We start from the raw sequence: 24,456 nt of genomic DNA on the forward strand, positions 1-24,456 counted from the left end.
GCGTGGGCAGGCAGCATACGCCGGATCATGTACGGCTCAAATCACTCTGCATATCGCCCAGCACCTTCGCCTGATGTTCGCCGAACAGGTGCGGGTAGCACTTTTCCAGATGTTCGAAGAAGAACTGTTCCGGCACATCGGCGAACTGCCCGTGATCGACCAGATACTCCATCAGCAACGCGCCGTCTCGGTTGTACGGGTGGAAAACGCTGTCATGGATCCCGTCAAAGTCCAACGGTGCGACGTTGAACAGTTCGCACAGTTGCTGGTTGAAGGCCGGCGTGGCCTTGACCCAACGGTCGTTAAGGAACAGCTCGGTATAGCCGTGCATGGCGAACACATCGCTACGCAGCAGTTCCAGCAATCGCGGGGTCGACAGGTGATTCCTGACGTCGGCCAGACCGATACGCGCCGGGATGCCGCAATGCCGCGCACACCCGGCCAGCAAGGTGGCCTTGGGCACGCAATAACTTTCTCCGGTCGCCAGCGCATGGCTGCCACACAGGGTCTGCGGGTCGAGGCTGAACGTGTACGGGTTGTAGCGCACCGCTTCACGTACGGCGTAATAGAGACCGAGCGCCTGCTCGAGCGGGTCACGACTGGCACCGCGGTGCTGTTCGGCGAACTCCACCACCGCCGGGTGGTCACTATCGATGAAGCGGCCGGGACTCAGATACTCGCGCATGACGATGTTCTCCTGGGGGAGCCCCGAGTCTAGCGACAGCTCAAGCACAGAGATAACGACGTTTCGGCCAAACATGCACGCGAAGACGCGGGAATGGCGAACGATTTCCCACGGGTGTTGCCCACCGAACCTACGAAAACCATCCGGGGTTTCCCACGAGTTCAATCACCATGTTCTGACCACCCGTTTTACAGATGCCGTCTAAGCTCTGGTGGGTCGGTTGGCCTTGGTTCACGGAGGATTACATATGCTGTTGTTGTGGATACTGGTTCTGATCGTCGGTGCGGCGTACCTCGCTCACCGCCGCATCGCCCCGCTGCCCGCGTTGGGCATCGTCGCCATTTACCTGCTGGCGATGGGTATTTTCAGCCACGCTCCGGGCTGGCTGCTGCTGGTGCTGTGGGTCGTGCTCGCGGTGGTTGCCGCGCCGTTGCTGCTGCCTGACCTGCGCCGCAAACACTTCACCGCGCCGCTGTTCAACTGGTTCCAGAAAACCCTGCCGCCGATGTCGCAGACCGAACGCGACGCGATCGATGCCGGTACCGTCTGGTGGGACGGCGAGCTGTTCAGCGGCCGTCCTGACTGGGACAAGCTGCTGTCCTACCCGAAAGCGCAACTGAGCGAAGAGGAACAGGCCTTTATCGACGGCCCGACCGAAGAACTCTGCGCGATGGTCACTGACTGGCAGATCGGTCAGTCGATGGACCTGCCGCCCGAAGCCTGGAGCCACATCAAGGAACACGGCTTCTTCGCCCTGATCATTCCCAAGGAATTCGGCGGCAAGGGCTTTTCCGCCTACGCTCACTCGCAAGTGGCGATGAAACTCGCCACCCGCAGCGGCGACCTCGCCTCCACCGTAATGGTGCCCAACTCCCTCGGCCCGGCCGAACTGCTGCTGCATTACGGCACCGATGAACAGCGCAATCACTACCTGCCGCGGCTGGCCCGTGGCGACGACATTCCGTGCTTCGCCCTCACCGGCCCGCTGGCCGGTTCCGATGCTGGCGCCATGCCGGACACCGGGGTCATCTGCAAAGGTGAATGGGAAGGCCAGGAAGTCATCGGTCTGCGCCTGAACTGGGAAAAACGCTACATCACCCTCGGTCCGGTGGCGACTCTGCTCGGTCTGGCCTTCAAAGCCTATGACCCGGAGCATCTGCTGGGCGACAAGGAAGATCTCGGCATCAGTCTGGCGCTGATTCCCACCGATACACCGGGCGTGGAAATCGGCCGTCGTCACCTGCCACTGGGTGCTGCGTTCATGAACGGCCCGAACTCGGGCAAAGACGTATTCATCCCGCTGGACTTTCTCATCGGCGGTCAGGAAATGCTCGGCAAGGGCTGGATGATGCTGATGAACTGCCTGTCAGTCGGGCGTTCGATTTCGCTGCCAGCCGTCGGCACTGGCGCGGCCAAGTTCACCAGTCTGGTGACTGGGCAATATGCGCAGATTCGTGAGCAGTTCAACGTCCCGCTGTCGGCCTTCGAAGGCATTCAGGAAGCCATGGCGCGCATCGGTGGCAACGCCTGGATGATGGACGCCGCGCGGATGCTGACTGCCAACGCAGTGGATCTGGGCGAGAAACCGTCGGTGCTGTCGGCGATCCTCAAGTACCACCTGACCGAACGCGGCCGCGAGTGCATCACCCACGCCATGGACGTGCACGGCGGGAAAGCGATCATCATGGGGCCGAACAACTACCTCGGGCGCAGCTGGAACGGCGCGCCAATCTTCATCACCGTGGAAGGCGCCAACATCCTTTCGCGCAACCTGATGATCTTCGGTCAGGGCGCCATTCGCTGCCATCCGTTCGTCCTCAAGGAAATGGCCCTCGCCGGCCGTGAGGACAAGGATCAGGCACTGAAAGAATTCGACGGCCTGCTGCTCAAGCACATCGGTTTTGCCGTCGGCAACGCCGCCAGTACCCTGGTGCTGAACCTGGGCTTTGGCCACTTCGAACATGCGCCAGGGGACAGGATCAGCCAAGGTTATTTCCGCGCACTCAATCGGCAGGCAGCGGCTTTCGCCATGCTCGCCGACTTCAGCATGATGTTGCTGGGTGGCGAACTGAAGCGGCGCGAACGCCTGTCGGCGCGTCTCGGCGATGTATTGAGCAACCTGTACCTGGCCTCCGCCGCGCTCAAGCGTTATCACGACCTGGATTCGCCGGCGCATATGGAGCCGCTGTTCCGTTGGGCGATGGAAGAAAGCCTCGGTCAGTCGGAACGGGCACTGGATGAGCTGCTGAGCAACTTCCCGAACAAAGTGTTTGGCTGCCTGCTGCGGGTGATCGTGTTCCCGTTCGGCCGTCGCCACAAAGGCCCGTCGGACAAGCTCGGCGCCGAAGTGGCAGCGGTGATCGGTCGTGCCAAAGGCGATCCGACCCTCGAAGAACTGCTCGCCGGCTGCTATCGCCCGCAGTCCGTCGACGATGCCGTCGGTGCCCTGCAACACGCCAGCGATCTGCTGGGTGCCGCGCAACCCCTGCACAAGAAACTGCACACTGCGCTGAAAAGCGGCCAGGTCAAACCGGCGGCGGGCGAACACGCTATCGACGCCGCGCTGGAGGCCGGGGTGTTGCAAGCGGCGGAGGCGCAGACCCTGCGCGATGCTGAAGCGGCTCGGCGCAAGGTGATTGATGTCGATGATTTCGACAAGGAAGAACTGAAACAGGCAGAAGGCAAAGTCCGCTGATGCTGACGACCGTGTAGCTGTTTATTTGTGAAAAACGGGCGCGAGAGCTTTATACTCCCGCGCCCGTTTTGCTCTTGAGGACTTATCTCGTGTCCAACGTCGTTGCCGATCATCTGGTTTTGCTCGACCACCTGCGCAGTATCCTGGTCGCCGTAGGTGAGGCCGATCAGGTTCCCGAAGAAAGCCATGCCTTGTTCCTGGAGCGCTTTGACGAACTGCTGGCATCCCTGCCGATCGATCCGATCGAAAGCCAGTACCTGGGCCAGGACATCCTGACCCAAGTGATTACCCGCTATCCGCAAATTGCCCACCTGATCCCGCGGGATCTGCTGTGGTTCTTCGCTGGCGACTGCCTGCACTACCTGTCCGATGAAGAAATCGACCTGTATCAGGCACTGGAAGAACGTCGCTACGAAGCCGAACAGAACGACGAACCGTTCGACTGGAATCAGGAAAAGCAGTTGCTGGCGATGTCTGCTCAAGACAGCAAGCACTAAGTTTCCAAAGATCAAAAGATCGCAGCCTTCGGCAGCTCCTACAGGGAATCATGTGATTCATGTAGGAGCTGCCGAAGGCTGCGATCTTTTGCTTTTAAAGCAGCCCCTCGCTCTCCGGCAATTCATACGCAAGCGCCAGATTATTCGGCGCCCCCGCCTTGCCCGNTCATGTGATTCATGTAGGAGCTGCCGAAGGCTGCGATCTTTTGCTTTTAAAGCAGCCCCTCGCTCTCCGGCAATTCATACGCAAGCGCCAGATTATTCGGCGCCCCCGCCTTGCCCGGCTTGCTCAACGTCGGCTCTTTCTCCAGACATTCCACCAAATAATCGATGAACACCCGCAGCTTCGGCGGCAGATAACGCGTCGGTGAATGCAGCAGCCACAGCCCACCGTGATAGGACGCGAGGAATGTCCACTCCGGCAGCACCTGCACAATCAGTTTCTGCTCCAGCGCATAACGCGCGGTGAAGTACGGCAAGCTGCCGATACCAATGTGCTGCAACACGGCTCCGAGCCGCACGCCGGTATGGTTGGCGGCATAGCGGCCACGCACGCCGACCGTCACCGCTTTACTGCCCTTCTTGAATTTCCAGCGGGCATCGCTCGGGGTTTCTCCCAGATAGATACAACTGTGATTGAGCAGATCATGCGGATGCGTCGGTGTGCCGTGGTCGGCCAGGTATTGCGGGGTGGCGCAGAGCAAATGGTCGATGGTCAGCAACTGTCGCCCGACCAGCCCGGCCGGCGGACGGTCCGTAATTCGAATCGCCAGGTCGACATGATCGTCAATCAAATCAACCTGGCGGTCTTCCAGCAGCAACTCGACATCGACCTTTGGATAACGCCGCAGAAACTCGGGCATGTGCGGATGAATCACGAAGCGTCCGACCGCTTTCGGCACGCTGACCCGCACCAGCCCTTCCGCTTCGTGGGTGAACTGCCCGCTGATCTCCATCACCGACTTGGCGGCACTGACCATCTCCTGACAGCGCTTGAACACTTCTTCACCACCATCACTCAGACGCAATTTACGCGTCGTGCGCTGCAGCAAACGCGTGGCCAGAGCCTTTTCCAGTCGGGAAATGCTGCGACTGATCGCCGACGGCGAGGAACCCAGCTGGCGGGCGGCTTCGGAGAAACTGCCGGTCTCCACGACCTTGACGAAGATCGCCATTTCACCGAGCAGCGGCAGCGGAAGATTGATGCTCACAGCGCACAAGTCCTTTGATGTTTGAACGGATTATCACGTTATTGCACGATTCATATAATAAAAAAAGACACTTTAATAAGGGCATGGAATATGACGCTTCGCCTCTTTTTCCATAGTGATGACCTCAAGGCTAATGTGGAAGTCCTCGACTGCACGCCCCACGAGAACGAATTTGCCGTGGTGTTGCGCGCCACGCTGTTTCATCCGCAAGGCGGTGGGCAGCCTTGCGATACCGGCATGATCGGCGAAAGCCAGGTGCTGCGCGTGATCCAGGAGCCGGATCGGATCGTGCATTACGTCGACCGTCCGGTGAAACTCGGCATGACCTGCATCCACGTCGATGAACAACGTCGCCGCTACAACACCCGCATGCATTCAGCCGGGCACCTGATCGGGCATTTCGTGCAAGCGATGGGCTGGACGCCGGTCAAGGCGCACCACTGGCCAGACGAAGGTCGGGTGCAGTTCAAACCGGGCGATGCTGCTCAGGAAGTCGACGCACCAACCGTTCAGTACGGTATTCGTGAGTGGATCGAACACGACCTGCCCCGCCTGACCTCGCTGCGCGAAGGCGCGCGGGAAATCGGTTTTGGCGAGCTCCCGGCCTACGGTTGTGGTGGCACCCATGTACGCAGCCTGAAGGATTTGGGCACAGTCACGATCGCTTCCCTTTCGCAGAAGAAAGGCACGTTATCCGTCCACTACAGCGTGGATTAAGCATCTCGGGCGCTGCCTCGCGCAGCGTCCGGCGCCGGGGGAACCGCACTCGCCGGTTCCGTTGACTATCGATAGATGGACCTAAAACAATGATGCTAGACGTCGAGCGTCTCGATGAGACGTGCATAAAAAAACTGGCCAACGAAGAAGTCCTCGCCATTCGCGTCAAAGGCTTTCTGCCGGAGCCGCTGGCGGTTCAGCTTGGCGACAAGATTCTTGCTCCGGGCTTTGAAGGCTACATCAACGCGCCGAGCATCGGCCGCATCGGCATGGCGTTTTACGAGGCGGAAAACCAGCCGCTGCTGATCGAGGACTACTTCGAACGCGCCACCCGCAACATCGCTGAACTGCGCGAACGTTGCGCCCCCTACTCCTCGCCGGTCGATACCCTGCGCTGCATGCTCGACGAGTCCTGGCCGGCCGGCGCTCATCTGGAAAACCTCTATGGCCGCAAGATGTATGTCGGCCTGTCACGGGTGGTCAAACCCGGTGTGTGTTTCCTCGCTCATCACGACATTTTCGCCAAGGACGCCCCGGACAGCTTTCAGGCCCGCAGCCTGGAGGCGCAGTTCGCCTGCAACGTGTACCTGAACATGCCGACCGAGGGCGGTGCGCTGCAGATGTGGGACGACGATATCAGCCCGGACCGGTTCGACGAGATGCGCGGCAACAGCTACGGCATCGACCCGGCGCTGCTCGGCCCACCGACCCTGGAAGTGCGGCCGGAGCCGGGCGATTTCATCATGTTCAATTCGCGCTGCATGCACTCGGTGACGCCGGGCGTAGCGGATCCGCGACTGAGCCTTTCATTCTTTGTCGGCTATCGCGGCAATGCTTCACCCCTGACCTTCTGGAGCTGAGATGTTATCGAACTACCTGGGCGAGTTTCTGGCACTGGCCACCATTCACTTTCTGGCCGTGGTCGCTCCCGGCCCGGACTTCGCCGTGACCATCCGCCAGAGCGTACGCTTCGGCCGACTGGTGGGCATCTGCACCGCACTGGGCATCGGCGCCGGTATTTCGGTGCACGTTCTCTATACTTTGCTCGGTGTAGGCGCGCTCATGCACACCACGCCGTGGTTGCTGACCGTGGCCAAGGTGATCGGTGGCGCGTACATCTTTTACCTCGGCATCAGCCTGATTCGCAGTAAACCGAAGTCCACGCTCGAGGGTGAAAACAATACCGACGAGCCGCTGGTCGCGCAGTCACTGTTCAAGGCGTTCAGCACCGGCTTTCTGACCAATGCCACCAACCCCAAGGCCACGCTGTTTTTCCTGGCGATCTTCACCACGATCATCAGCGCCACTACCCCGTTGAACATCCAGGCGCTGTACGGGGTGTGGATGTGCTTCGTCAACGCGCTGTGGTTCGTGATCGTCGCACTGTTTTTTTCCAGCAGCCGGGTGCGGTCCCTGTTCATGCGCATGGGCCATTGGTTCGAACGCAGCATGGGCGTGATCCTGATTCTGTTCGCCGGCAGGCTGGTGCTGTCGATGTAAACGCTGCGCCAAAACAAAAGGCCTGATCCGTTCAACACCGATCGGGCCTTTTTCGTTTGTGCGCCGCTTTTGCATTTCTGTGCGACGGATCCCACTTCAGGGACTCCCCTTCAACACCTTCGTGGTGTTAGTTTGGAAAAGATTTGTTTCAACTTTCAAACACTTCCCCTGTAAATGCCTGCAAAGGAATGCCCACTGCAATGAATTTTTCCCTCAAGCGTCTGGCTGCCACCAGCCTGGTTCTGGCCAGTCTTTCGTCGTTCACCCTGCCGGCCCAAGCCAACATCAGCCCCGAGCAAAGTGCTGCGATCCTCAAGGCGTTCAGCAATACGACGGTCAGCGATTTTCGTCAGTTTCTCGGTGCGGTAGCGAGCAGCAATCCGGGCAAGACCGACAACCTCGCCCCGGCGATCAATGGTTTTCTCGACAACAAGACCCTGACCGCCGAGCAGCAGAACGAGATCAATCGCCTGCTGGGCATCTACACCCGCGCCAAGTACGGCAAAGCCGCCCTGGAAACGCTGCGCGAACTGGTGGAAATCCCGACCTTCCGCAAAGAAGGCGTGGCTCAGCACGACAATCCCGAGTTCATCAAAATCGCCGAAAAGATCAAGAACCTCGCCGAATCGTTCAACCTGAAATTCCGCAACGTCGACAACCGCGTCTATGAAATTTCCCTCGACGGCAGCGGCGATGACGTCGTGGGCATTCACGCCCATGCCGACGTGGTCCCGGTCACCCCGGAAAACTGGGTGCTGAAGGACGGCACCAGACTCGATCCATTCAAAGTGACGTTGATCGGCGACCGCATGTATGGCCGTGGCACCGAAGACGACAAGAACGGCATCGTCGTCGCCATGTACGCCATGAAAGTGATCAAGGAAGAAAAGCTGCCACTGGCACGCAACTTCAAACTGCTGGTGGACACCACTGAAGAAACCACGGGTGACGCGATTCCCTACTACTTCGAGCACAACCCGACACCGAACTACAACATGGCACTGGATGGCGGCTACCCGGTGGTCATCGCCGAGAAAGGCTACGGTACGGTCATGGCCAATTTCCCGCTGCGCAAGGCTGAAGGCAGTGGCGCCGAAATCACTTCGATGACCGGCGGCCTGGCGACCAACCAGATCCCGTCGGTTTCGGTCGCTACCCTCGTCACCGACAAACCGGAGCAATTGGCGGCGAGCCTGCAGAAGGCCGGCAACGAGTACGCGAAAAAACACGGTGGCGACTTCAAAGTGGCGGCCAAGGTTGACGGCAAAGACGTCAAGCTGAGCGTCACCGGTGTGTCCGCGCACTCCTCCGAACCCGAGTCCGGCGTCAACCCGGTCGCGCGGATGCTCGACTTCATCAACGGTCTCGACGGCAAGGTGGCGCTCAAGCACAACCAGATCACCGACGCTGCCCGCTATGCGTCCAACAACTGGGGCCTGGATTATCTGGGGAAAAAACTTGGCGTCGGCTTCTCCGATTCGTTCATGGGCCCGCTGACTGCTTCGCTGACCTACGTCGGTGTGGACGACAAGGCCTTCAAACTGGCTGTCAACCTGCGCGTACCGAAGGGTAAATCGCCAGAAGTGCTGCAGAAGGAAATCGCTGACAAACTCGCCGCCTGGAGCAAGAAAACCCACGTCGCCGCGGACTTCACCTACTCGATCGACGAACCGATGTATCGCAACCCGGAAGGCGAATGGGTCAAAGCACTGTTGGCGGTGGCCACTGAGAACCTGGGCATGAAGCATGAGTTCGGCACCTCGGCCGGGGCGACCTCGGTGCATGACTTGCCGAACGGCGTGCAATTCGGCCTGGCCCGTCCTGAAGTCAAATACACCGGCCATACCGACGGTGAGTTCAAGACGGTTGACCAGTTCCTGCTGGACCTGCAGATCGTCACTGAGATGATGGGTCGTGTCGGCCAGCTGCCGAAGCTCTGACAAGACACAGGCCCGTGATTCAGCGGGCCTGACGTGAAAACAGAAAAGGACCCGAAGGTCCTTTTTTGTTGCGTGCAAAATGCTGCACAAACAAAAACGCCGATCATCACTGATCGGCGTTTTTGTGAAATTGGAGCGGGAAACGAGTCATGCACTAGAGCGCTAAGTCTCTGTTTCCCAATCAATTTCTCCGCTGTGGTGAGCAGCGAAGGCCTGAATTCTAGCCTTGTTTTTTTTCCTCGTCAACAAAGTTCATCCACCAACTTCCATCAACGTCCAAGGACTGCCATTCCATTCTCTCGCCACGGACGCAGAACACGTCGCTACCAGAGGCCCACCACTGCCGCGCCGTTGGCACAACCTGGTCTCCTTGCGTCAGAAATGGCAACAGCATCGAGAGTTGAGACCGCGCTTGGGTGGATGCCGTGTGGACCACAGCTCAAGGTTGCTCGTGGCGAAGGTCACGCGGCGAGCGAGGAGAGATGGGGGCGTATGTTCACATCGCCTGGTCGGCTGACGACCGAGTCGGAGCGACGCACAACAGCCTCAAACTAGCCACAGCGCATCTTCGCTCGATGCTATGTCGATATATCAGGATGCCGAAACGAGCATGACATGCGCGGATTTCTCTACGTCCCTCTGGACGTGGAGCAGCGGATGCAATCCCCTGCGCCTTGTGAAACCGTGGGGATATCAGACCATATCGAATCGGTCTTGATGTGCTTGACGCACCCCATGACGCTGGCACCGTGAGCGCAATTGTCGAGCGTGCTTCTTCCTTTATTACTCGACGGGCCGGCAACTGGTCAATTCTTGCATATCGAGCAAGAGAGAACCACCTGTGACGGGTGCCATGATCTCTTCCGTCCATGTTCCAGGGCATCGCCCCAGGCATCAGCCACAGGCATAACGAAAAAACAGCCCCTTGGTGGGGCAAGAAAGGAGCCGGTGATGTAGCGCTTCCGAAAGGAGACGAAAACATGCACAAGGAGCCACCACTATCAAAGGTGTTCTATCGTCCCATCGAAGCTGCCATACGGTGGGCTGGGTTGTTGCGGTACGAAGCGATGATCGTCGCATCGATCGCATCACCGCGTTGTCTGCCGCAGATGTTGGACTGCCCGCGATGGAACGAGTGTCGGCTGTACTCGGAACGCATCTACGACGGTATCCTCAACGCCGAACTGCCCTTCGGCAAGAACGGGATCACACTTAATGACCCAGATCTGGTGAGTTCACTCGATCTGACCGTCCGCCATGTCGATCTGAAGCGGTGGATGCGCACCCACTATCCCGAGCATCGGCCGGGATTTCTGTTCAGTCGCGGCGAGCGCATGGTGCATCCCTTCATCACCATCGAGACAGGACAGGCAATCCTGCTGGAACGGCTGGCTCTGCAAGCCGCGCTGGACCATAGCCGACGCGAGATGCGCGAACTGCAACAGCAACACGAAGTCTTGCTCAAACAGTCCGCCGTACTGCTGGCTCCCAAGCAGAGCGTGATCAGTGATCGAGCGGAAACCACATACCTCAACATCATCGGCGGCATGCTGACGCTGATGCTGAGCCAATCCCCATCCGGCGTGCCGTACTCCAGCTTCAAGACACAGGAGGCCATCGTCACCGCATTGCTCGCCCACTATGGCGGCACCATGGGCATCACGGAGCGAACCTTGAACGGCAAGTTCGCCAATGCCAGGAAGAATGTCCGTAGCGCAGCCGCGTGAATTCTTCCATCTTGTATGTGCAGTCGCGGAGATTGCATTTGCAATGTTTTTCCGCAGCCATGTCTATTGAATAGAGGTCACGCCAACAAACGCCACTAAGCGTTCAGGAGTGACCGCCATGTCGCAAGTACCTGTACTGCCACCGCACGAGCGCCGCATCCTGCGGCTCGATGAAGTTGAAGCGAAGTCCGGCTTCAAACGCGCCCACATCTACAACCTGATGAAAAAGCGCCAGTTTCCACAGGCGCTGCGCCTCGGCGTGCGCGCCGTGGGCTGGGATTCGGTCGAGATCGACCAGTGGATCGCCGAACGCCTCAACAACCGGACCTGACCCGCTCCCCCCTCGATTTTCCCATCGCCAAACGGAGAGCGCCATGCAGGTCGTATCCATCATTTCAACGAAAGGTGGCGTCGGCAAGACGACCACGGCCGCCAACCTCGGCGGCCTCGCCGCGGACGCAGGGCTGCGTGTGCTGCTGCTCGATCTCGACGTGCAGCCGACCTTGTCCTCCTATTACGAACTGGCACACCGCGCTCCCGGCGGTATCTATGAGTTGCTGGCGTTCAACGAACGTGCCCTCGATCAGTTGGTGTCCCGCACCATCATCGCGGGCCTGGACCTGGTGCTCTCGAACGACCACCGGGGTGAACTGAACACGTTGCTACTGCACGCGCCAGACGGACGCCTGAGACTGCGGCACCTGCTGCCGGCGCTGGCGCCACTTTATGACCTGGTGCTGATCGACACCCAGGGTGCACGCTCGGTGCTGTTGGAGATGGCGGTGCTCGCCTCTGACTTGGCGCTGTCGCCCGTGACCCCGGAAATCCTCGCGGCCCGCGAGCTGCGGCGCGGCACCATGCAGTTGCTGGAAGACATCGCGCCATACCGACACCTCGGCATCGAGCCACCGCCGCTGCACCTGCTCATCAATCGCGTCCATCCCGTATCCGCCAATGCGCGGCTGATCCAGAAGGCTCTTCGGGACCTGTTCCAGGATCATGCCGGCATCCGCGTGCTCGACACTGACGTGCCGGCGATCGAGGCCTATCCGCGCGCCGCGACCCGTGGCCTGCCGGTGCATCGAGTCGAGCATCGCCAGCCACCGGGCAGAGTTGCGCCCGCAGCGCTCGACACCGTGCGCACGCTCGCTGGCGAATTGTTCCCTCAATGGCAAGACAAATTTGTCCACGTGTCCGGCCGTCCTCCACGTATTGACACCGGGAGGTCCCATGGCGAACGCACATGAATTGGCCCGTGGCCACAAGCGGCTGCGCGCCCTGATCGAGTTTGCTGTGAGCGAAGGCTGGCACGTGAAGCGCACAGGTGGCGGACACCTCAAGTTCACCAAGGCCGGCTGCGCCGCCATCTACACCAGCTCGACAGCGAGCGACCACCGGGCGGATCTCAACGCCCGTGCGCAAATTCGTCGAGCCGAGCGCATGGCCCGGGCCTCCAACGCCGAGGGATGCGGCCATGGCTGAGATGACCTCCCAGGACATGGCCGGCAAGCTGCTTGCCGCCGGGTTCGAGCGCAGCGGCCCATCGGCCACGGCCCTGAGTGACCCCATCGCCGACACGCCGATGGTCGTGACACTGGACCAGTTGCGGCCCTACGACCACGACCCCCGCAAAAAGCGCAACTCGGCCTACGATGAAATCAAGGCTTCAATTCGAGAGCGCGGCCTGGATGCGGCGCCAGCCATCACACGCCGTCCAGGCGACGCGCACTACATCATCCGCAACGGTGGCAACACCAGGCTGGCGATCCTGCGTGAACTCTGGGCGGAAACGAAGGACGAACGCTTTTTCCGCATATCGTGCCTGTTCCGGCCGTGGCCTGCGCGCGGAGAGATCGTCGCTCTGACCGGGCACCTCGCCGAGAACGAACTGCGCGGCGGCCTCACTTTCATCGAGCGCGCCCTGGGCGTCGAGAAGGCGCGCGAGTTCTATGAAGAAGAAAGCGGAACCACCCTGAGCCAGTCCGAGTTGGCCCGCCGCCTGGCCGCCGACGGCTTCCCGGTCCAGCAGTCGCACATCAGCCGCATGGCTGACGCGGTGCGCTACCTGCTGCCCGCGATCCCGACCGTCCTATATGGGGGCCTCGGCCGCCACCAGGTCGAGCGGCTGTCAGTCATGCGCAAGGCCAGCGAGCGCACGTGGGAGCACTATGCCAAGGGCCATTCCCTGTCGCTGGACTTCGACAGCTTCTTTCAGGAGGTGCTGTCGCAGTTCGACGCCCAGGCGGACGAGTTCTCACCGCAGCGTGTACAGGACGAGTTGATCGGTCAGATGTCCGAGCTGCTGGGCATTGACTACGATCTGCTCGCCCTGGACCTGACCGAATCCGAGAGCCGTCATCGCGCCCTGGTCAGCGACCCAACCCCGCCTTCGGCGCCGCCGGCATTGCCTGAGCCTGGGCGCATCGCACGGCCGCCGATCGAACCGGCACCGTCCCCCGCTACACCAGCACCTCCCGCAGGCCATTCCGAGGCCGTACCTGCAAGGCGCGAAAACAATGCGGCCCCGAGCGAGGCATCCACGGCGAGCCCTGCGGCAGCGGCTGGCGATCTGCTTGCCGAGCACATCATCTCCCCGGCACCCACGACGGAGCGGCTCCAGTCCATCCAGCGCATGGTCGCCGACCAGTTGGGCGATGCGCTGCCACCCGACTTCTCGGCCAACGTATTGCAGTCGATACCCGTGCAGGCTGGTGGCCTCTATCCCATCTCGGACATCTGGCATATCGACCCTGGCCTCGACACGCCTGACCGGTTGCGCATCCACATCGCGCAGTTCGCGCGCGAGATCGCGGGCGAGGCCGACCTGGACGAGTGCGTCGAGGATCGACCTGACGGCATCGGGTTCGCGTGTCGTGCCCCGACTCAGGCTTCGTCTCCACTGGGCCGCGCCGTGCTCGGGCTGCTGGTTTCCCTGGCCGGTCAGCAGCCAGCCAGCGTCGGCTTGGACAGCAGGCAACTCGCCGCCGACCTGCCAACGGTGTTGCACGGCCATGGCCAACGTCATGACGACGGGGCGCAGCGATTGAGCGACACCGCGCTGGTCAAGCTGTTCCGGCTGCTGCGACTGGCCCGGCGCCTGTTGGATCTGGAGCCCGGCGCTGTCGGTCCTGGGACCTGAGCGAGGGAGACCAGCATGTCCGCACCGAACCCACTCAACCAGGCCGTCATCGCGCAGGCGCTCTACGACCTGCGAAACGGGCAACTGCGTCGCTGCAAGGCGATGGGATTCGGCGAGGAAGAGTTGGATGCGCTCAAGCATCCGGCGCTGATCAGCGTACTGGCCAATGCCAACGTCTCCTGGTGCTCTGTCTCCGTGAACCGGGAGGTGCTCCGGCGATTGCTCAAACAGGCGCAGGACGTGGAGAAGGAGATCGCCACCGTCGATCGCATGCTGCGCCTGGGCGCCAGCACGGAAATGGTGAGCCGTTTCTATGGGTTGACGCATCAGGAAGTCGCGCTACGGCGCGAAGTTCTCGGCCTGCCCAAACGCAAGGGGCGCCATCCGGTTCTGGACGAGGAGCAGGACACCGAGCTGTGGCGGCGCTGGAAGGCCGTGACCAACAGCAGGAATGTCGAGCTGGAGGATGAGACCTCGGTTCTTGACGCAGCAATGGACCTCGCCGAAGGCATGGAACTGCCGCTGTCGGTGGTCTGGGCTGCGATCAAGAACTGGATCGATCAGGGATTGGGTTGAATCATGGCCGTGGACGACGCTGCACCACGATCACCACGTCAAGGCCCGGTCGCCCTCGCTGATCTGTTCGACAGCGCGCTGAAAGACCTTGCACCGAAACCTCGCCCACCCGCGCCGGCTCCCGCCTTCGCATCCGCGACGTCTCCTGTGTCTGCAACCGGCGACGGTTTCCTGTTCAGTGGAAATCGGCACGAGAGCGTGCCGCGACGGCTGTTCCTCGACCGACGCCTGACGCCGCTGGAACGCAATGCCTGGCAAGTCTTCCGGATGATGCTCAACGAGGATGGCGTCACGGCGTTTCCGACGTATGAGCAACTTCGCCCGTGGCTCGCGTCAATGCCCTGCGCCGGACAGGCCTCCCACGAGACCGTGGCACGGGCGCTGACGCTGTTGCGCCTGACGCGCTGGTTGAGTCTCGTGCGCCGCAGGCGCGACCCCAAGACCGGGCGCATCCTCGGCAACCTCTACGTCCTGCACGATGAGCCCCTGACCCCGTTCGAGGCGATGCAGCTTGACCCGGACTACCTGCAGCTCGTCAGCCAAGCCCTGGGCCATTCGGCCAGGGCCGTTCAGGTCGTGGGCTTGCACACGCTCAATGAGATCGCCGAAGACCCGCTGCTGTCTGGCCGCATGCTGCCCTCGCGGCTGCAGGTCCTTGCCGAACGCCTCGCAAGCCAAGGCATTGGGTCGCAGGAGAGTTATCCACAGGAGGACACGGTTCACGATTCCGAAGAAGGGGCGCCGAGCCTTCTTCGGAATTCTGATCGGCCCTCTTCGGATTCCGAAGTAGGGCCGAAACATGCAGCAGACGGCGCTCTTCGGAATCCGAAGCAGGACCGTACTGTACGTAGTAGTCGTATTAATGAAGTACGTACTACCGCGCGTGAGCGTGGGCAGGCGCGCGCGATGCCGGGAGTTCGTTTGCCTGATCGCTTTCTCGGCTTGAAAGATGAACAGCAGGCCGGCGCCATGGTGGCATTGCAGCAGGTCGATGCCCCGCTACGCCAGGCTGTGCTGGACGAATGGGCGGATCGCTGTCGTGGCAGCACCATCCGCAACCCGGCAGGCTACCTGTTCGGCATCATCCAACGTGCCATCCGTGGCGAGTTCAACGCATGGGCCAAGCAAGCTGGGTCAGCACCGCCACCTGCCCCTGCACGAGATGCACCGCCTGAGCCACCGCGCAATGTGGTTCCGCCCGAGGTAGCCCGGCAGCACATCGACCGGCTGCGCGACCTTCTGCGCAGTAGCTGAGCGCGACGAGCGACAAGGGCGTGAAGCAGACGCCCATGGCCGTCAGTAGAGCTATCCCCTGGGGATAGATGTGATGCAAGGCGTAACACCGACAGGCACAGGCTGGGTGCTTCTGTCCACGGAGCTGCAGTGGCGTCCGTTTCATGAGCGCCCCACCATCTGCGCGAGCAGCGCTCTGTGGCGTTTGATGGAGCTATCCCCTGGGGATAGCTCGCATTGCGGGCCGCCACCACGACGACAACCGGGGACCAGTTCATTTCGGTTTGTTGACTGACTGCCTTCCGCTGCGTGCCGATCCTGACCGCTCCTTTTCCCAAGCGAGCGGACACCATGGCAACCAACGAACCTCTGCAACTCAATCTCGGCTCTTTGCGCAGCGCGATGTCGCTGACGCTTCACACCCACCACGCCTCGCGCATCTGGCATGGCCGCGCCGCCGCCGAGGGGCGACCCGGCATCGTCGGCCTGAACGGCTACATCGCCGTGATGAACAAGATGAAGCGCGGCTCGGAACAGGACGACCCGTACAGCGACTGGTGGATGTTGCGCATCGAGGAAAAGCTCGACCAGGCCAAGACCACGTTGCAATCGCTGCGCGAGCAGGTGGACCAGGCATTGGCCGGCGTGCCTGCGGCGTTGAGCCTGGGCGAGAACCTCAACGTGCAACCGGTGAAGCTCCCCTTGTTCGTGAACGCGCAGCTCGGCTTTGCCGCGGTCTATCTCCTGGCCGACTATGACGACATCGCCCGCAAGCTGATCCTCGCCCATCACACCGCACTGATCGATCGCTCGACATTGGAGCGCTGGCTCAACGAAGGCGCTCACACGCTGCGCAGCCTGTTCAGCCTGGCCCAGCAGTACCGCTACTCGGGATGCACCCGCGACGACTTCGCGGCCAAGAACGCCGCAGCGCGGGCGGCGCTGGAGAAGTTCGGCGACCTGCCGCAGGACGTGCTCGAAGGCGCTCGCCGCTCGAAGTTTGCGCCGCCCGTCGTGCGCCGCGGCCTGCAACAGCGCAGTGATAGCGCTGCCGCAGCCGCACCTCCCAGCGACGAAGGCACTGCCGCCGATCCGGCCGAGGCCAGCACTGGCGAGGACGAACAGGCATGAGCGACCCGAACCGCGAACCTCGCTACTTCCGTGGTCTGGAACAGCCAGCCTTCATGCGGCTGGAACACGCGGCCTCTCTAAAAGGCCTTTTAAAGCCTTTTAAAGGTAAAGGGGACTTCGAGGCCTGGGCCAGCCAGTGCTTCGCCATGCGCGACGAGTTGATTGCCCTGGCGCAGCGACAGGTGCTGCCACAGGCGTGCGGGCATCCCTTCCACCTGCTTCCCGTCGAGCTGGCCCAGCAGACCACTGGCGCAGGCACGACCTTTCTTCGCTGGCGCAGACACGACCGATCGGCCATGGGCGTGGCCCTGTGGCAGGAGCTGGTCGCCAGCACTAGCACGCCGGTCAACCTGCTGACCGATCTGCACGTGATCGAGTTGCAGCGCATCACGCTGAACATGCAGATCAGCCTGCTGCACACCTTGGGCAGGCAGGCGCAGGAATGCGCCAGCAAGGCGGCCGAGGCGGACGACGCCTACCTGCGCCGGCTCAAGTCCACCCCACCCGCAATGCGTGATCGGTGATTGCGCCAGACATCCCAGCACGCGCCCGGCGCCGACGAGGCACGGGTATTTCAACCACCACGGAGATATCAACATGAGCACACAATTCATCGGCGAGGGCAACATCGGCTCGCCTCCCGAGTACCGCGAATTCCCCAACGGCAACGACGATCCTCGCCGGCTGCTCCGGCTGAACGTGTACTTCGACAACCCCGTTCCCACCAAAGGCGGCGAGTTCGAGGACCGTGGCGGCTTCTGGGCGCCGGTGGAACTCTGGCACCACGACGCCGACCGCTGGCAGCAGCTCTACCAGAAGGGTATGCGGGTGCTGGTCGTCGGCCGCATGGAGCGCGACCCCTGGACGGACAACGAAGATCAGCCGCGTGAGACTTGGCAGGTCAACGCGCGCAGTGTCGGCATCCTGCCGTACCGCATCGAGTCCGTGACCCTCAGCCCGAAGCCACAGGAGGCAGAGCCGAAGCCCCAGGCCACCCAGGAACCAGCGGCACCGAAGGAAACGAAGCGCAGGAAGTGACCCTACATGGAGGGCGGCTGCTGCAGTGCTTCGCCGCCCTCCATGCGCTGCGAACTATCCCCAGGGGATAGCTCCACCAACGTCCACCGACTTCCAGGCGCTCCCGGAAATCGTGGCTATCGGCCCGCACACGTCCGGCCACGCGCCTTCCTCCGCACACGCCATTTCATCCCGTGAAAGCGGTCGCCACCGCATGCGGCTTGTTTGCTGCTGCCCTCAGTGGTGCTTGGCATCCTCGATCCCAGCAACTCCATGAACCACGGGAATCGGATGAACGGACATGCGGCTGTTCTTGTGCGAGAAGCCCTCCCAGGGCAAAGACATTGGCCGGATTCTAGGCGCCACACAACGCGGTGAAGGCTGCCTCAACGGTTCCGGCGTCACGGTCACCTGGTGCATTGGCCATCTCGTAGAGGCGGCAGCGCCGGAAGCCTACGACGAGCAACTCAAGCGCTGGTCCATCGAGCAGTTGCCCATCATTCCCCAGCATTGGCGGGTCGAGGTCAAACCGAAGACCGCCACGCAATTCAAGGTCGTCAAAGCGCTCCTGGCGAAGGCGACCCAACTGGTCATCGCCACCGATGCCGACCGGGAGGGCGAGTTGATCGCTCGCGAAATCATCGACCTGTGCGGCTATCGCGGGCCCATTGAGCGCCTCTGGCTGTCAGCCCTCAACGATGCGTCGATCCGCGCCGCCCTCGGCAAGCTACGGCCCTCAGCCGAGACGCTGCCGATGTACCACTCGGCGCTGGCGCGATCCCGTGCGGATTGGCTGGTGGGCATGAACCTCAGTAGGTTGTTCACGGTGCTGGGGCGGCAGGCCGGCTACGACGGCGTGCTGTCGGTCGGCCGCGTCCAGACCCCGACGCTCAAGCTCGTCGTGGACCGCGACCGCGAGATCGCAGCCTTCGTGTCCGTGCCGTACTGGGCCATCGTCGTGTCCCTGTCCGCAGGTGTCCAGGCTTTCACCGCGCACTGGGTTCCACCCGATGCCTGCACCGACGACGCAGGCCGCTGCCTGCAGCAGCCGGTCGCACAGCAGGCCATGCAGCAGATCCGCGCTGCGGGCAGCGCCCACGTAGTGTCGGTTGAGACCGAGCGCGTGCGCGAAGGCCCGCCGCTGCCGTTCGACCTGGGCACCTTGCAGGAGGTGTGTTCAAAGCAGCTCGGGCTGGACGTGCAGGAAACCTTGGAGATCGCCCAGGCCCTGTACGAGACGCACAAGGCCACGACATACCCCCGCTCGGATTCCGGCTACCTGCCCGAGAGCATGTTTGCCGAAGTGACCACCGTTCTCGACAGCCTGCTCAAGACCGATCCCTCGCTGCGCTCGATCATGGGCCAGCTCGACCGTTTGCAGCGCTCGCGCGCCTGGAACGATGGCAAGGTCACGGCCCACCACGGCATCATCCCGACGCTCGAACCGGCGAACCTCTCCGCCATGAGCGAGAAGGAACTGGCCGTGTACAGGCTCATCCGGGCGCACTACCTAGCGCAGTTCCTCCCTCACCACGAGTTCGACCGTACTGTGGCCAAGCTTTCGTGCGGTGGGCAGAACCTTGCGGCCACCGGCAAGCAGGTTGTCACGCCGGGCTGGCGCCAGGTGCTGGCCGAGCCGCAGTCCGAGGACGGCGATGGCGATGGCGACGGCGACACCGCAGCCCGCGCCCAGGTGCTACCGGCGCTGCACGAAGGTCTGGCATGTCAGGTGGCCGACATCGATCTGAAGGCACTCAAGACGCTGCCGCCCAAACCGTACACGCAAGGCGAGTTGGTCAAGTCTATGAAAGGCGTCGCCAAGCTGGTGTCCGACCCCCGCCTGAAGCAGAAGCTCAAGGATACGGTCGGCATCGGCACCGAAGCGACGCGGGCCAACATCATCGGCGGCCTGATCGCCCGCGGCTACCTCGTAAAGAAAGGGCGCGCCATCCGCGCCTCGGATGCGGCTTTCACCTTGATCGATGCCGTGCCTGCGGCGATTGCCGACCCCGGCACCACCGCCGTCTGGGAACAAGCGCTCGACATGATCGAAGCCGGCCAGCTCACGCTGGATGTGTTCATCGGCAAGCAGGCCGCATGGATTTCGCAGTTGATCGCGCAGTACGGCAACGCGTCCCTGTCTATCAAGGTTCCCCAAGGGCCGACATGCCCGCAGTGCGGCGCACCCACGCGCCAGCGCAGCAGCAAGAGCGGCCCGTTTTGGTCGTGCAGTCGCTTCCCGGACTGCAAAGGCACGCTGCCGGTCGAATCCGGCAGCTCCAAGCGCGCCGCCTCGCGCCCACGCCGTAGCGGCCGCAAAGGCTCCTGACCGATCCCGTTCCCCGTGAGCTGTGCCCGCCTTCGGCGGCGTGGCCCGTGTCCCGCATGCCCTGCGGGACGCCCAGCGCGCAACGCCTTCTTGATTTGTGCGCGCGTCCCGCCCAGCCGTCCCCGGCCGCGGGACCTGAAGGTAGCTTCTCTGCGAGCCGCACCACGCGCGTTCTGTTGATCTGCGTTTCTTCCACCCTCTGCGAAGGGTCTCCCGGTGGCTTGCCAGCGTGCACGAGCCACCGGGAGACCCTTCGTGGTCAGCGGTAATCGGTGCCGGTGCCCGCCGGTGCAAAAACGGGCTCCCTTTGTGCGCGGATGTGCGCCAGACGATGCCGGCCCCAGCCACGACATGGGCCGGGTGTGATTGCTGAGAGCAGACGGTTCTAGCGACGACCGGGCCTGCCAATCAGCCCACGGGTGGCTCCTCTTTCCTCCCGAGCCGAAGGCCGCAGGGCCTTCGGCGCCTTTTTCCTGCCCATCAACGTCCCGGTCCGGCCATTGGCCTGGGCCACACGAACAGGAGAGATGACATGCACCCTCAACCTTGCGCGCAACTGCTGTACGGCAGTGTGTGCAGCGGCATCGATCCAGCTTCTCCTACCCGTCCTGACAGCCCCGCACTTGCTGCGGGGCTTTCTTTTTCCACGTTCGCCAATCGGGGCTGTAGCAGGTGCCGATTTCCGGCTGACGTGGCTCGACTCGCGCACGAAGCTGCCTGCATGTGTCGCTGATCCGTCAGCACCATGCCAGCAGCCAGGGTTTCCAGGCTGCCGCGGATTCTCTCCGCGCCACCCGCCAGTCCGCCATCGCATCGAGTCTGCGGACGCGCGTCCTCGTGACGCCGATGCTTTTTCTCAACCGCATGCGGGAGCTGCCATCCCGTGAGGGACAAGGCCCTCGCTTCTCCAAGGAGCCCATCCATGTCCCAGCAAGCCTCTTTCGGCCAGTTGGCCTTGATCCATTGCGGCAAGTTCCTGCCGCTCGAAGTCCTGCATAGCGCCGCCGGCCACTACATCGGCACGCGCGATACCGAAGGTCCCGTTTCGCGGGAATCCAGCGAGTACTTCCGCAGCTATGTCGCGGCTCAACGTGCCCTAGAAAGAGGCGGCTGGTCCCAGCTCGCCACGCCCTGATCCAACTGGAGGAATCACGTCATGAACCAGCTTTTGCCACAGGAAGTCGTCGATCAGATCATGCGGGAAGAGCAGCATTTCGCCGCCGCGCCCCAAGCCTTCTTCGAGGCCTGGAAGCGCGGTGTAGAGATCGCTGGCCCGCAATGGTTTGGCGACGGCACACGCGAAGGCCTGAACCAGGCCAAGAGCAAGTGGGATCTGCGTCCCGACATGCTGCGTGCCAACGACGCTCTCGGCGTCCTGAGCAGCGGAGAACGCATGTTCCTGTCCGCCATGTTCAGCTTCTACAACGCGCGCGAGGGCGGTGCCATGCTCAAGCGCTGCCACTTCCAAGGACTGTCGGACTTCGACGGTCTCGATCTGCAACGCCGCAAGGTCATCGCCGACCTGCTGGTGAACTACAGCGGTTGGTGAGCCAGCTTCCGGAATATCACCACCTTGTCGTTCGCCACCCCATGAGGGACATGCGCCCACCAGGCCATGTCCCTCAATTTTCCCTCCGTCAGCCAGCGCCGATTGGCCCAAAGCCATCGATCAGTGCCGCCTGACGCTTTTTCGACTTTCAACCCACCGGGGTCCAGTTCCCGGTGGCGGGGATTGGCTCCATTATTCAATCTGGAGAAATCCTATGACCCAGAATCCCAACCCCTTTGTACGCGGCTACTGGAATCTGAAAATCGTCCGAACGCTGTGCATCAGCTACGAGGACGGAAGCCCGCATGTGTGGCGAAACATCCACGCAAGCCAACAGCACCTCTCCGACGAGGAGCTGGTTTCTTCCCCCTGCATCGTCACCAGCGACTTCGCGGTGGTCAGGAATGGCATTGAGCCTGTCAGTGCCGAACTGATGGCCGAATGCGATGCCATTGAAGGCGTCAGCGGCGAAGGCGTGGTGGGTGCCGTGGTTTATGCCATCCATGGCGACGACCTGGACGGTCGCCCGATCCACGTCGGTGATACCTATTCGGCCGAGGCCGCGCGAGACGTGGTGCAGCGGTTGAGTTTCGAGACCGGCTATTACAGCCGATGCTGGGAAATCAGCAGCGCGCACATCAGCCAGGAAACCGGCCAGTACCTGGCCAGCCTAGCTGACCTTGCGACACCGGAGGCCTTTCTGTTCATCGCCTTCCGGGTTCCATACAGCCCGGCGATTGGCGTCAAGCTGATTTCCACGCCCTGGACAGACAAGAACCTGGAGTATGCCGAGGGCATCAGTGCGGAGCAGCTTCAGCAGGAGCACCGAGACAAGGGCATGCCTGACGACCTGGCGAACATCCTTGAATTGGCCGGCCAGGCCGATGTGCGCATCCTCATCCTAGATGCTGACGCACCCGCGCTACTGGGCCTGCCACTGGCCGAGATCTAGCAGACGCGCGACGCGCAAGCCTTCCCCTTTATCCCCCACATGCCAGCCCGCCTCCCACCAGGAGCTGGGCCGGTTCAATTCCATAGGAGCAATCTCATGTTCCCCGATCTCATCTCGCCTACGCCTGACTTCGAGAATCAGCTTGGAGCCTGCGTTAACGCCATGAGCCAGAACGACGCCATCGGCCAGATTCTGGTGTTCGAGCGCATGAGCGGCACGCTGCACGTGCGCCATATCGACAGCGCCGATCTGATGGACACCGACATTGACGACTACGAAATGGTCGTGTTTGACGGTGGCAATACAACCGGCGACACGTGGAAACACGTGTTTTTCCCACGTCAGCGCGAACACTATTTCGTGTACGAAGCCTGACATCTCCAGCCCCTTTCGAGGGGCTTTTTCTTGCCCACAGCGCTGGAAAGCGGGTGCGATGAGGTGCCGTTTCCTGCGGGCGGGCCGCTCACTCCGAGGCCATTCTTGCTCCATGTTCGTCGGCGTTGCCGACACATGCCCAGGCAGCCGAGACCTTCAAGGCTGCAGGTGCGGGAAACCGTGCTGGTCGATGCTTTCCACGGACGTACCGCGTCCATCCACACCACCCACAAGGGACCTCTCCCTTGCGGGTGGGGAATCCCTTGTTTCTTCCTCAAGGAGATTCCCTATGGACCGTTCCCTCATCAAATCCATGATGCCTTCGCTTGTCGCAGGCCACGTGCCCCGCAACGTGCGGTCGTTCAAGTACCGCGTGTTCGACGATCAGCCGCAGTCTTCGACATTGGGCTTCGCCATCGACCCCCAGCCCTTCGACGGGAAGGTAATCGCCATCACCGACGACGCCATCGTCGTCAAGCTCAAACCCAGCGAATTCGCTGTGCTCGATTCCAAGCTGGTGACTACCGTCCCCGACGAAGGCGCCAAGGTGCATGTCCAACCCTACGCACGGCACCGTTTCGATGGGCTGCGCGCGGACACCCCGGAAGAGCGCACCGAGATGACGTCCGACGGGGTTCCCTACACCGTCAAGACGCACATCCTCGGCTCTGCGCCGGCCAAGCTGCCCATCCCCGAGCCGCAGTGCATGGAACTGGGCCAGCTCATCCAGCAGTTGGAGGAAATGCCGGCGCCCGATGGCTTCCGGCGGATCACCCACATGCTGGTCGATGCGGGTGCCCGGGACTTCACCTGGGTCGATCCCAAGCCTTCCAAGATCATCGAGACACCTCCTGCGATCAGCTTCACGGTCTCGACCGCGAAGTTCGAGGGACGGGTGACGGTGCTGTACGACCGAGGCGGCGACACCTATGTGGTGGAGCTACACCGCGACGGCGATTTGGTCGACCGGCATGACGAGGTGTATTTCGACATGCTCGGCGAAGTGCTGGAGCGACTCGTCGACGACGGACGTTGGCGCCTGATCGATGTGAGCGTGATCGACGCCAAGGCTACCCGGCAGCGCCAGGCGGTACCGGCATGACCCTGGGAACCGAATCCTGGGGGCTCTTCGGCTGACACGAGGCTCCCTCACGTCGTTTCAGCCCATTGACCATGTGCCCCA

General features: G+C 62.0%; 24 protein-coding genes. 22 read left to right on the forward strand and 2 right to left on the reverse strand.

What is annotated here, in order from left to right; genetic code table 11:
- Nucleotides 1–25: 25 nt before the first annotated feature.
- A complete protein-coding gene (locus tag HXW87_RS23685) occupies nt 26–685 on the reverse strand; it encodes a transglutaminase family protein (RefSeq protein ID WP_047295700.1) in 660 nt (219 codons plus the stop codon).
- Between the two features lie 247 nt (nt 686–932).
- Here HXW87_RS23685 and HXW87_RS23690 point away from each other — a divergent pair, with 247 nt between their 5' ends.
- Nucleotides 933–3,380 (forward strand): acyl-CoA dehydrogenase, encoded by a 2,448-nt coding sequence (locus tag HXW87_RS23690; RefSeq protein WP_239777884.1) that lies wholly within the window; start codon nt 933–935, stop codon nt 3,378–3,380.
- 89 nt (nt 3,381–3,469) lie between these two features.
- Entirely contained in the window at nt 3,470–3,877 is a 408-nt protein-coding gene (locus HXW87_RS23695; RefSeq protein WP_041069086.1) for a PA2817 family protein, read from the forward strand.
- 212 nt (nt 3,878–4,089) lie between these two features.
- On the opposite strand, the gene HXW87_RS23700 is transcribed toward HXW87_RS23695, so the two are convergent.
- Entirely contained in the window at nt 4,090–5,088 is a 999-nt protein-coding gene (locus HXW87_RS23700; protein WP_239777885.1) for a LysR family transcriptional regulator, read from the reverse strand.
- Between the two features lie 90 nt (nt 5,089–5,178).
- On the opposite strand from HXW87_RS23700, the gene HXW87_RS23705 reads away from it, so the two are divergent.
- The 20 genes from HXW87_RS23705 to HXW87_RS23800 all read left to right on the forward strand — a co-directional run bounded on the left by HXW87_RS23705 (nt 5,179) and on the right by HXW87_RS23800 (nt 24,375).
- Nucleotides 5,179–5,805 carry a serine-tRNA(Ala) deacylase AlaX gene (locus HXW87_RS23705; RefSeq protein WP_047295705.1) on the forward strand — a complete coding sequence of 209 codons (627 nt, stop codon included), beginning with the start codon at nt 5,179–5,181 and terminating at the stop codon, nt 5,803–5,805.
- Between the two features lie 89 nt (nt 5,806–5,894).
- On the forward strand, nt 5,895–6,665 hold the full coding sequence (locus tag HXW87_RS23710) for a 2OG-Fe(II) oxygenase (protein ID WP_239777886.1): 771 nt from the start codon (nt 5,895–5,897) through the stop codon (nt 6,663–6,665).
- Nucleotide 6,666: 1 nt separating this feature from the next.
- On the forward strand, nt 6,667–7,305 hold the full coding sequence (locus HXW87_RS23715) for a LysE family translocator (RefSeq protein WP_047295709.1): 639 nt from the start codon (nt 6,667–6,669) through the stop codon (nt 7,303–7,305).
- Between the two features lie 200 nt (nt 7,306–7,505).
- A complete protein-coding gene (locus HXW87_RS23720) occupies nt 7,506–9,245 on the forward strand; it encodes a dipeptidase (RefSeq protein WP_182402023.1) in 1,740 nt (579 codons plus the stop codon).
- 980 nt (nt 9,246–10,225) lie between these two features.
- Nucleotides 10,226–10,972, forward strand: a complete 747-nt coding sequence (locus HXW87_RS23725) for a hypothetical protein (protein WP_100773594.1) — start codon at nt 10,226–10,228, stop codon at nt 10,970–10,972.
- A gap of 118 nt (nt 10,973–11,090) precedes the next feature.
- Nucleotides 11,091–11,303: an AlpA family transcriptional regulator gene (locus HXW87_RS23730; RefSeq protein WP_012112310.1), complete on the forward strand. Its 213-nt coding sequence runs from the start codon at nt 11,091–11,093 to the stop codon at nt 11,301–11,303.
- 43 nt (nt 11,304–11,346) lie between these two features.
- Nucleotides 11,347–12,219, forward strand: coding sequence for a ParA family protein (locus tag HXW87_RS23735; protein WP_023106363.1), 873 nt, complete (start codon nt 11,347–11,349; stop codon nt 12,217–12,219).
- Nucleotides 12,203–12,454, forward strand: a complete 252-nt coding sequence (locus HXW87_RS23740; protein ID WP_023106362.1) for a hypothetical protein — start codon at nt 12,203–12,205, stop codon at nt 12,452–12,454. The genes HXW87_RS23735 and HXW87_RS23740 overlap by 17 nt, the downstream gene beginning before the upstream one ends.
- Nucleotides 12,447–14,111: a ParB family protein gene (locus HXW87_RS23745; protein ID WP_023106361.1), complete on the forward strand. Its 1,665-nt coding sequence runs from the start codon at nt 12,447–12,449 to the stop codon at nt 14,109–14,111. Before HXW87_RS23740 ends, HXW87_RS23745 begins: the two co-directional genes overlap by 8 nt.
- 15 nt (nt 14,112–14,126) lie before the next feature.
- Nucleotides 14,127–14,687, forward strand: coding sequence for a DUF2857 domain-containing protein (locus HXW87_RS23750; RefSeq protein ID WP_023106360.1), 561 nt, complete (start codon nt 14,127–14,129; stop codon nt 14,685–14,687).
- Between the two features lie 3 nt (nt 14,688–14,690).
- Nucleotides 14,691–15,941, forward strand: coding sequence for an STY4528 family pathogenicity island replication protein (locus HXW87_RS23755; protein WP_100773595.1), 1,251 nt, complete (start codon nt 14,691–14,693; stop codon nt 15,939–15,941).
- Nucleotides 15,942–16,271: 330 nt separating this feature from the next.
- Complete coding sequence (locus HXW87_RS23760; protein ID WP_011871436.1) at nt 16,272–17,051, forward strand: PFL_4669 family integrating conjugative element protein; 780 nt, start codon at nt 16,272–16,274, stop codon at nt 17,049–17,051.
- Nucleotides 17,048–17,575, forward strand: a complete 528-nt coding sequence (locus tag HXW87_RS23765; protein ID WP_023106358.1) for a DUF3158 family protein — start codon at nt 17,048–17,050, stop codon at nt 17,573–17,575. The genes HXW87_RS23760 and HXW87_RS23765 overlap by 4 nt, the downstream gene beginning before the upstream one ends.
- A gap of 73 nt (nt 17,576–17,648) precedes the next feature.
- Complete coding sequence (locus tag HXW87_RS23770; RefSeq protein ID WP_023106357.1) at nt 17,649–18,089, forward strand: single-stranded DNA-binding protein; 441 nt, start codon at nt 17,649–17,651, stop codon at nt 18,087–18,089.
- A 280-nt stretch (nt 18,090–18,369) separates the two neighbouring features.
- Entirely contained in the window at nt 18,370–20,397 is a 2,028-nt protein-coding gene (locus HXW87_RS23775; protein WP_100773596.1) for a DNA topoisomerase III, read from the forward strand.
- Nucleotides 20,398–21,319: 922 nt separating this feature from the next.
- A complete protein-coding gene (locus HXW87_RS23780) occupies nt 21,320–21,532 on the forward strand; it encodes a hypothetical protein (protein ID WP_009876578.1) in 213 nt (70 codons plus the stop codon).
- Between the two features lie 21 nt (nt 21,533–21,553).
- Complete coding sequence (locus tag HXW87_RS23785; RefSeq protein ID WP_009876579.1) at nt 21,554–21,946, forward strand: hypothetical protein; 393 nt, start codon at nt 21,554–21,556, stop codon at nt 21,944–21,946.
- 214 nt (nt 21,947–22,160) lie between these two features.
- Nucleotides 22,161–22,898 (forward strand): hypothetical protein, encoded by a 738-nt coding sequence (locus HXW87_RS23790; RefSeq protein ID WP_023106355.1) that lies wholly within the window; start codon nt 22,161–22,163, stop codon nt 22,896–22,898.
- A gap of 96 nt (nt 22,899–22,994) precedes the next feature.
- Nucleotides 22,995–23,273, forward strand: a complete 279-nt coding sequence (locus HXW87_RS23795) for a hypothetical protein (protein WP_023106354.1) — start codon at nt 22,995–22,997, stop codon at nt 23,271–23,273.
- Between the two features lie 289 nt (nt 23,274–23,562).
- Nucleotides 23,563–24,375, forward strand: coding sequence for a hypothetical protein (locus HXW87_RS23800; protein ID WP_023106353.1), 813 nt, complete (start codon nt 23,563–23,565; stop codon nt 24,373–24,375).
- Nucleotides 24,376–24,456: the final 81 nt, after the last annotated feature.

The sequence above is a fragment of the Pseudomonas sp. Y5-11 genome, assembly GCF_022368695.1.
In the GTDB taxonomy this organism is placed as follows: Bacteria; Pseudomonadota; Gammaproteobacteria; order Pseudomonadales; family Pseudomonadaceae; genus Aquipseudomonas; species Aquipseudomonas parakoreensis.